Origin of the sequence: Archangium sp., assembly GCF_036388035.1 — a bacterium.
In the GTDB taxonomy this organism is placed as follows: Bacteria; Myxococcota; Myxococcia; order Myxococcales; family Myxococcaceae; genus Archangium.
This window is the reverse complement of the sequence record NZ_DASVSO010000421.1, coordinates 1-7,500: the sequence shown is the minus strand read 5'-3', so window position 1 is coordinate 7,500 and position 7,500 is coordinate 1. Positions and strand designations below refer to the sequence as shown.

Here is a 7,500-nt window from a genome sequence, read left to right as displayed (position 1 = left end):
CAGGAGGGCTTGCCGGCCTTGCAGGCGCCCTTGTCCAGGGTGCCCGCGGGGCCGCCGTAGCAGGGAGAGTCGGCCAGGTCGTCCTTCTGGCCATCGCAGTCATCGTCGAGGTCATTGCACACCTCGAGGGTCGCCTTGCAGCAGTAGCCGCGCAGGCCCGTGCGGGGCGCGCACACCACGCCCTCCTCGGCGCAGTCGGCGGTGGTGTCGCACACGAAGAGGGTTTCGTCCGGCAGCTCCGGCACCCAGCAGCCCACGGCGGACACCGCGAGCAGGAGACAGCAGAGGAGAGAAGAGAAGGACTTCATGGTCAGAAGCTCCCGCCAACGACGAGGTGGAGGGCCGTGCTGCCGGTACCGCCCGTCCCGGTGGACACGGGGCCCAACGACGAGGACGGCGGCGCGGAGCGGGCCGGGACGATGATGAGCCACAGGAGACTGCCGCCGGCCAGCGCGCCGCCGCCCGCCATGAGGGCCGAGGAGAGCGTCGACTGCTGCCGGGCGGCCTCGTACTCGCGCCGGGTGACGCCCACCACGCCCGTGCCATCCGACGTCCGCGCGCGCTCGGCCACCCCCTGGGCGCTCATGCCGAGCGCCACGCCGGCCCCCACCGCCGCCAGCCCCACCACCGCGGTGTAGAGCGCGGGACGGCCGAAGACGGAGGGCCCGCCGGAGGAGGACTTGCTCGACTTCTTCTTCTTCACGCTCGCCACCGCGTCGGCCGGAGGCCCTTCCGGCGCGGGGCCGTTGAGCTCCAGCCGCACCTGCACCTCCTCCGTCTTGCCGGGGGTGAGCGTCACCGTCTTCGTATAGGGGGTGTACTCGTCGGCCTCGACGATGAGCTGCACCTCGCCGGGCGGCAGCTTCGCCTCGACGGTGCCCACGCCCAGCATGCGCTCGCCCACGCGCACCACGGCCTGCGACACGTTGACGGACACCTTGAGCAGGGAGCGCGGCCGGGCCAGCTCCGACACGCGCTTGGCCAGCGTGGCGCCGGCCTGACGGATGAAGTTGCTGTCCGCCGGCTTGCGGCCCGTCACCACGTCCGTCTCCACCACGTTCCGGTCCCGGTCGTACGTCCACAGCCGCAGCGTCCAGCCGCCCCCCTCCTGCGACAGGCGCGCGGTGGTGAGCACGTCCGCGTCCAGCGTGTCGGCGGAGCTCTTGAAGCACTCGGCCGACTCGCAGCGCAGGGTGTTCTCGTACTCCGCCTCGAGCTCCTGCGGAACCTGGGTCGCGTCCGTGGCCTTGGCCACCTGACCGGTGCGCAGCGCCTGCGCCTGGAGCCACCCCACCCACCGCTTGGCCACCGCGGCGCCAGCGCGCTCGGGCGTGTCCAGGCCCACCAGCGCGAAGCGCGGCTGCAGGTCCACGCCCGGGGGCGTCGCGCTCAGGTCCAGGCCCAGGTCCAGGCCCATGCCGCCCGACTCCTGCGGCGTGCCCTCGGGAGCGTCTTGCGCGGGCTGCTCCTGGGGCGTCTCGGTGTTCGCATCGCCGGAGAGGTCCAGCCCGAGGCCACCCCCCTCCTGAGCCCTGGCCGGGCCGGCGGTCAACGCGAGCGCCACCAGGCCGGCCACATACACGACGGGAATACGCATGGGCCCTGTTGTACCGCGAACAGAGCCCGCTGCGGAGCACTCCCGGCGTCAACCCGCCCGGGAGGCGAGGTAGCGCGCCAGGGCCTGGGCCTTGGGAATCAAGGTCTCCACCTCGATGAACTCCTCCACCGTATGGAAGCCCTTGCCCCGGGGCCCCAGGCCGTCGATGGACGGAATGCCCATGGCGGACGAGGTGCTGGCGTCCGAGCCACCGCCCACCAGCGCCGCCTCGCCATGCCCCAGCCCGGAGGCATGGGCGCACGTGCCATAGGCCGCCATGAGGGCCGCGGAAGCCTCGGTGCGCTCCAGGGGCTCGCGGGCCACCCCGCCGCTCACCTCGATGCGCGTGCCAGGGACACTGGCCGCTGCCTCCTCGGCCGCCTGGCGGAAGCGCCGCACCAGCTCCTCGCCGTCCGCGCGGGTGCAGAAACGCAGGTCCACCTCGGCCACCGCGTGATCCGGCACCGTGTTCTTCCCCTGGCCGCCCGTCACCTTGCCCACGTTGACGGTGATGCCCCGGGGATAGTCGGTGTACTGCTGCACCCGGTCCACGAAGCGCGCGAGCGCCCAGAGGGCATTGGCGCCCTCCTGGTGGGCATTGCCCGCGTGGGCGGCCTTGCCGTGCGCCACCGCGGTGGCCATGCCGGTGCCCTTGCGACGGGTGATGATGGCGTCCCCGGCCCGACCGGACTCGAAGACGAGGCAGGCGCCCGCGCCGGCGATGGCCTGGCGGATGACGCCCGCGCCCTCGGGCGAGCCCACCTCCTCGTCCGACACCACCACCAGCCGCAGCGGCGGCAGCTTGTCCAGGCCTCCCGAGGCCGCGAGCGCCTTGAGCGTCCAGGCGATGGTGACGAGGCCGCCCTTCATGTCCAGCACGCCGGGGCCGCGCCGCAGCGCCCCGTCCTTGAGGTAGCCCTCGAACTTGCCCGGGGGAAACACCGTGTCGAGGTGGCCCACCAGCGCCACCGGCTCGAGCCCCGCCCGCCCCTCGGAGCGGAACACGAGGTGGTCCGCGTAGCGCTTGCTCGTCACCACCTCGGCCACCAGCCCGGGAATGGCGAGCTGCTCGCGCAGCAGGGCGCCAACCTTGCGCCCGCCCTCCGCGTTCTCCGTCCAGGAGTTGACCTCCACCAGCGCGGCGAGCGCTTCCTCCATCTCCCCCAGCCTGCCCACCAGCCAGCTGGCCGCCGCTTCACCCATCTCGCGCATCGTCTTCGGCCTCCCGCCAAGAAAAACCCGGGGAGCATCCCCGGTTGGACCCCGGGCATATGCCAGGCCCCCGGCTCCAGGGAAGGTGCCCCGGCGCCCGGTCGCCCGGCGCGCCAGCGAAGGTACCCGGGGGGAAGGAAGCTTGCCGGGGACGGTGGGGGTCCGCACCTCAAGGGACAGGAGGATGAACGATGGCGGACGCGCTGTGGATATTGGTGGCCAATTCGAGCCGGGCCAAGCTCTTCGCGACGGATGAGCGGGCCGAGAAGTGGGACTTGCGCGAGGAGTTCCAGCACGAGGAGAGCCGGACCTTCTCCCGGACCCTCCTCAATCAGCCAGACAACCCGAACGCCGGCTCCCTGCACAAACCCCAGCCGGAGAACGAGCCGGATGCACGCCAGCAGCTCGAGCATGACCGCTTCGCCCGTGAGCTCGCCGCGCGCCTGGAGCGGGGCGTCAACGACCACGCCTATGACCGGGTGGTGATCGCCGCCCCGCCGGGCTTCCTCGGCCTGCTGCGCAAGCACATCAGCAAGCAGGTCCACCAGCGACTGATGCTGGACATGCGGGCCGACTACGTGAACGTGCCCATCCGGGAACTGCCCGAGCGCATCCCGCTCTCCTAGGTAGGCAAGCAGGCAGGCGTGGCGCCCGGGAGTCGCTCGCGCGCTCCGGGCGCCCGCCGCGTGAAGGCTCCCATCTCCTACATGTCCGTACCCCTGGCGGGGCCCCTCCCGCCGGGCGTGCGCCGTGGTACAGGTGAGGGACTCGTCGGGTGGACCCCATTCAGCCACCGACGGCCTCACCGCGCGGACGTAACGAGATTCATGAGACTTCCCCTGATCGGCACCCTCAAGCTGCGTGGCCGCCTGACGCTGTACGTCACCCTGTTGGCCGTCGTGCCGCTGCTGGCCTCCACCTGGCTGGGGGCGAGCACCACCCGGAGGATGATGAAGGCGCAGGTCCTCGACATGCTCCGCATCGAGGCGGAGGGCCTCAAGGACCTGGTCGAGGCCTCGCTGGTGGAGCGGGAGACGAGCGTGCGCAGCTGGGCCGAGGACGCCCTGCTGCGCGAGGCGCTGCGCTCGGACAGCTACGAGCAGAGCGACGCGGTGCTCTCGCGGCTGCAGCTGCGCTACACCACCTTCACCGGCCTGGTGCTCTTCACCGAGGAGGGCCGGGCCGTGTCCGCCAGCACTCCGGCCCTGCGGGACTCCTTCGCGGGCCAGGACGAGGCGGTGCGCAACGCCCCCTGGTTCAAGGCGGCCCAGGAGGGGCGCTTCACCAGCGCGATGCTCACCGAGGAGGACCCCGTCTTCGGCATGCAGGTGCTGCACCTGGCCGCTCCGGTGATGGACTCGCGGGGCGGGCGGCGGCTGGGCGTGCTGCTGGCGGCCTATGACTGGGGCCAGGTGGGCGAGGTGGTGAAAGCGGCGCTGGTCCGGGCCCGCTCGCGCAAGAACGACAGCTTCGCCCTCGAGGTGCGCACGGAGGCGGGGACCCTGCTCTTCGACTCGCGCGGCCTGGATGCCCGGCGCATGCCCAACCCCGTGGTCGCCGAGGCCATCAACGGACCGGAGATCGCCGACGTGGGCGACGGCTGGCGCTTCGTGGCGCTCTCGGATCCGGAGGAGCTCTACGCCACCGTGAACCAGCTGCGCACCGGGGTGGCGCTGACGGTGCCGGCGGTGCTGCTGGTCGTCGCCCTGGCCGCCTTCCTGCTGGCGCGCGGCATCAGCGGCCCCATCACCCGGCTCAACAAGGCGATGCGCCGCATCGTGCAGGAGGGGGACCTCACCCAGCGGCTCGAGGTGACCGCGAGCGACGAGGTGGGCGAGCTGGCCGAGGCCTTCGGCCAGATGGTGCACAACCTGCGCGAGACGACCCAGAGCCTGCAGCGCGGCACCCAGGTGCTCACCAACACCGTGGCCGAGCTGACGCTCGCCTCCCAGCAGGCGGAGAACAACATCACCCGTCAGGCGGCGGCCCTGCAGCAGACGCAGGTGACGGCGCAGGAGATCAAGCAGACGTCCATGGTGGCCGCGGAGCGGGCGGAAGGGGTGCTCAAGGTGGCCGCGCGCGCCGAGGAGCTGGGCCGCGGCGGCGCCCTCGCCCTCACCGAGAGCATGAACGGCTTCCAGGACATGCGCGACCAGGTGAACCAGATGGCCGAGCGCATCGGCCAGCTCAACGAGCGCGCCCGGCAGATCGGCGGCATCGCCCAGACGGTGAAGGGGCTGGCGGACCGCTCCAACATGCTGGCGCTCAACGCGGCCATCGAGTCGGTGCGCTCCGGCGAGCACGGCAAGGGCTTCGGCATCGTGGCCAAGGAGATCCGCACCCTGGCCAACCAGTCCATCCACTCCACCGGGCAGGTGAGCACCATCCTGGATGACATCTCCCAGGCCATCCTCCAGACGGTGCGGCTGAGCGAGGAGGGGCAGTCGCGCACGGAGGCGGGCCTGGCCCAGGCGCGCACCAGCGCCGAGAGCCTCCGGGCGCTCAGTGAGATCGTCCAGGACAACATGGGCGCGGTGAGGCAGATCGCCGGCGCGGTGAACCAGCAGAACGCCGGCATCGTGGAGATCTTCAGCGCCATGACGGACCTGTCCGCGATGATGCACGACACCATGACGGGGTTGCAGGCCACCCAGGAAGTCACCCAGGCGCTGCGCGACGTCGCCGAGCAGATGCAGAAGGTGGCGCGCAGCTACCGGGTGTAAGAAGGGGCCATGACTCCCCCGCCCCGCGCCGTCATCCTCGACCTCGGCAACGTCCTCGTCTTCCACGACAACGCCCTGCTCTTCCGGCGCCTGGGTGCCCGGGCGGGGCTCTCTCTCGCGGAGACGGAGCAGCGGCTGGCCGGCGCGGGCTGGACGGCGGCCAACCGGGGCCTGCTCGGCGCCGAGGGCATCCGGCGCGACGTGTGCTCCGCGCTGGGGATGGACCTGCCCGCGGAGGAGTTCAACGCCCTGTGGAGCAGCCACTTCACCCTGCACGAGGCGGTGCTGCCGCGGGTGGAGGGGCTGGTGGGACGGGTGAGGCTGGTGCTGCTGTCCAACACCAACGTGCTGCACATGGCGTGGATCAAGCCGCGGCTGCCGCTGCTGGGACGCTTCGACGACCTGGTGCTGAGCTGCGAGGTGGGCCTGGTGAAGCCCGAGCCCGCCATCTACCAGGAGGCGCTCCGGCGCGCGCGCTGCGAGCCGCACGAGGCGGCCTTCTTCGACGACGTGCCCGAGTACGTCCAGGCCGCGAACGCCCTGGGCATCCGCGGCCACGTCTTCACCACCGCCGAGTCCTTCGACACGCAGCTCCAGGCGCTGGGCCTGTAGCGGGCGCTACTTCTCGTAGCGCGCCACGGGCGGCTCGTTGTGGGCGGCCTCCGTCCAGGCCTTCATCGCCGGCAGGGCCAGCACCGCGTCGCGGTAGGCGCCGCACACCGCGTCCAGCTCCACGCCGTAGGTGACGAAGCGCGTGACGACGGGCGCGTAGAAGGCGTCCGCGATGGAGAAGGTGCCGAAGAGGAAGGGTCCGCCCTGGCCGAAGCGGGAGCGGCACTCGCGCCACAGGGCGGTGACGCGCGCGATGTCCTCGGCGACGCCGGGGGCGCGCCCCTCACCGGGGCGACGGGCGCGCAGGTTCATCGGCATGTGGGTGCGCAGGGTGGCGAAACCCGAGTGCATCTCCGCCGTGACGGAGCGGGCCACCGCGCGGGCCGTGGCGTCCTCGGGCCACAGCTTCGCCTGGGGGAAGAGCTCGGCCAGGTGCTCGCAGATGGCCAGCGAGTCCCAGATGACGAGCTCGCCGCGCACCAGCGCCGGCACGCGGCCGCTGGGCGAGTACTTCGCGATGTTCGCGGCGGTGTCCGCCTCGCCCAGCTGCACCACCACCTCGCGGAAGGGCTGCCCCGTGTGGGCGAGCGCGAGGTAGGGCCGCAGGGACCAGGAGGAGTAGTTCTTCGAGGCGACGACGAGGGTGAGCTCTTGCATGGGGGCGCACCCTAGCGCCCCTCTTCACGGAGTGCTCAGGTCCCGGTGCGCCCGGGCAGCAGTCCCCGCAGGCGCGAGAAGAGCGAGCGGCGGCGGCGCCGACGCACGGGCGGGTCGATGCGGTAGACGGGCACCGGCAGGCGGATGTTCTTCAAGTCCCCGCGGCTCAGCCGCACCACCGGGGCCACCACCAGGCTCTGCACCTGCTCCACCACCGACTCGCTCACGTAGAGCGAGCCGGGCCGGGCGAGCGACTCCAGCCGCGCGGCCAGGTTCACCCCCTCGCCGAAGATGTCCCCATCCCGGTGCACCACCGCGCCCAGGTGGATGCCGATGCGCAGCTCCACCCGGCGCTCGTCCGGCACGCACTCGTTGCGCGCGCACAGCGCCGACTGCAGCTCCAACCCGCAGGCCACGGCCGGCAACGCCTCGTCGAACTCGACGAGGAAGCCGTCCTCGAGCCGCTTGATTTCCCGTCCCCCGTGGCCCGACAGCAGGCCGCGCACGAGACGTCCATGCTCCTCGCGCAGCTCGTGGTTGAGCGCTTCGTCCCGCCGAGCCTCGGGGCTGAGCCCCACCATGTCCGTGAACATGATGGCCGCTACCTTCCTGGGTTCCGGCTGCGGTAACTCCACCAGCATCAACGCGTCTCCTTCCCCCCCGACCAGACAGAGGCGAATGTTACCTGACCAACATTCA

The 7,500-nt window shown here is 71.8% G+C and carries 7 protein-coding genes and 1 pseudogene; 3 read left to right on the top strand and 5 right to left on the bottom strand.

Going from position 1 to position 7,500, the window contains the following annotated elements; genetic code table 11:
• The 3 genes and pseudogenes from VF697_RS16960 to VF697_RS16950 all read right to left on the bottom strand — a co-directional run.
• Positions 1–308, bottom strand: a pseudogene (locus VF697_RS16960) (hypothetical protein); the annotation flags it as partial.
• Between the two features lie 2 nt (positions 309–310).
• Complete coding sequence (locus tag VF697_RS16955; RefSeq protein ID WP_331096234.1) at positions 311–1,597, bottom strand: PEGA domain-containing protein; 1,287 nt, start codon at positions 1,595–1,597, stop codon at positions 311–313.
• Positions 1,598–1,645: 48 nt separating this feature from the next.
• On the bottom strand, positions 1,646–2,809 hold the full coding sequence (locus VF697_RS16950; RefSeq protein ID WP_331096232.1) for a M20/M25/M40 family metallo-hydrolase: 1,164 nt from the start codon (positions 2,807–2,809) through the stop codon (positions 1,646–1,648).
• A gap of 191 nt (positions 2,810–3,000) precedes the next feature.
• On the opposite strand from VF697_RS16950, the gene VF697_RS16945 reads away from it, so the two are divergent.
• The 3 genes from VF697_RS16945 to VF697_RS16935 all read left to right on the top strand — a co-directional run bounded on the left by VF697_RS16945 (position 3,001) and on the right by VF697_RS16935 (position 6,144).
• Positions 3,001–3,435: a host attachment protein gene (locus VF697_RS16945; RefSeq protein ID WP_331096230.1), complete on the top strand. Its 435-nt coding sequence runs from the start codon at positions 3,001–3,003 to the stop codon at positions 3,433–3,435.
• A gap of 201 nt (positions 3,436–3,636) precedes the next feature.
• A complete protein-coding gene (locus VF697_RS16940) occupies positions 3,637–5,532 on the top strand; it encodes a methyl-accepting chemotaxis protein (RefSeq protein WP_331096228.1) in 1,896 nt (631 codons plus the stop codon).
• 9 nt (positions 5,533–5,541) lie between these two features.
• Positions 5,542–6,144, top strand: a complete 603-nt coding sequence (locus VF697_RS16935) for an HAD family phosphatase (RefSeq protein ID WP_331096226.1) — start codon at positions 5,542–5,544, stop codon at positions 6,142–6,144.
• A gap of 6 nt (positions 6,145–6,150) precedes the next feature.
• Here VF697_RS16935 and VF697_RS16930 read toward each other — a convergent pair whose 3' ends face one another.
• Entirely contained in the window at positions 6,151–6,801 is a 651-nt protein-coding gene (locus VF697_RS16930) for a glutathione S-transferase family protein (RefSeq protein ID WP_331096224.1), read from the bottom strand.
• Between the two features lie 35 nt (positions 6,802–6,836).
• Positions 6,837–7,442, bottom strand: coding sequence for an adenylate/guanylate cyclase domain-containing protein (locus VF697_RS16925; RefSeq protein WP_331096222.1), 606 nt, complete (start codon positions 7,440–7,442; stop codon positions 6,837–6,839).
• Positions 7,443–7,500 lie beyond the last annotated feature (58 nt).

What these genes read in the sequence shown, in the direction of transcription:
- VF697_RS16955 (WP_331096234.1), bottom strand. Translation starts at nt 1,597, where the DNA reads ATGCGTATTCCCGTCGTGTATGTGGCCGGCCTGGTGGCGCTCGCGTTG.
- VF697_RS16950 (WP_331096232.1), bottom strand. Translation starts at nt 2,809, where the DNA reads ATGCGCGAGATGGGTGAAGCGGCGGCCAGCTGGCTGGTGGGCAGGCTG.
- VF697_RS16945 (WP_331096230.1), top strand. Translation starts at nt 3,001, where the DNA reads ATGGCGGACGCGCTGTGGATATTGGTGGCCAATTCGAGCCGGGCCAAG.
- VF697_RS16940 (WP_331096228.1), top strand. Translation starts at nt 3,637, where the DNA reads ATGAGACTTCCCCTGATCGGCACCCTCAAGCTGCGTGGCCGCCTGACG.
- VF697_RS16935 (WP_331096226.1), top strand. Translation starts at nt 5,542, where the DNA reads ATGACTCCCCCGCCCCGCGCCGTCATCCTCGACCTCGGCAACGTCCTC.
- VF697_RS16930 (WP_331096224.1), bottom strand. Translation starts at nt 6,801, where the DNA reads ATGCAAGAGCTCACCCTCGTCGTCGCCTCGAAGAACTACTCCTCCTGG.
- VF697_RS16925 (WP_331096222.1), bottom strand. Translation starts at nt 7,442, where the DNA reads ATGCTGGTGGAGTTACCGCAGCCGGAACCCAGGAAGGTAGCGGCCATC.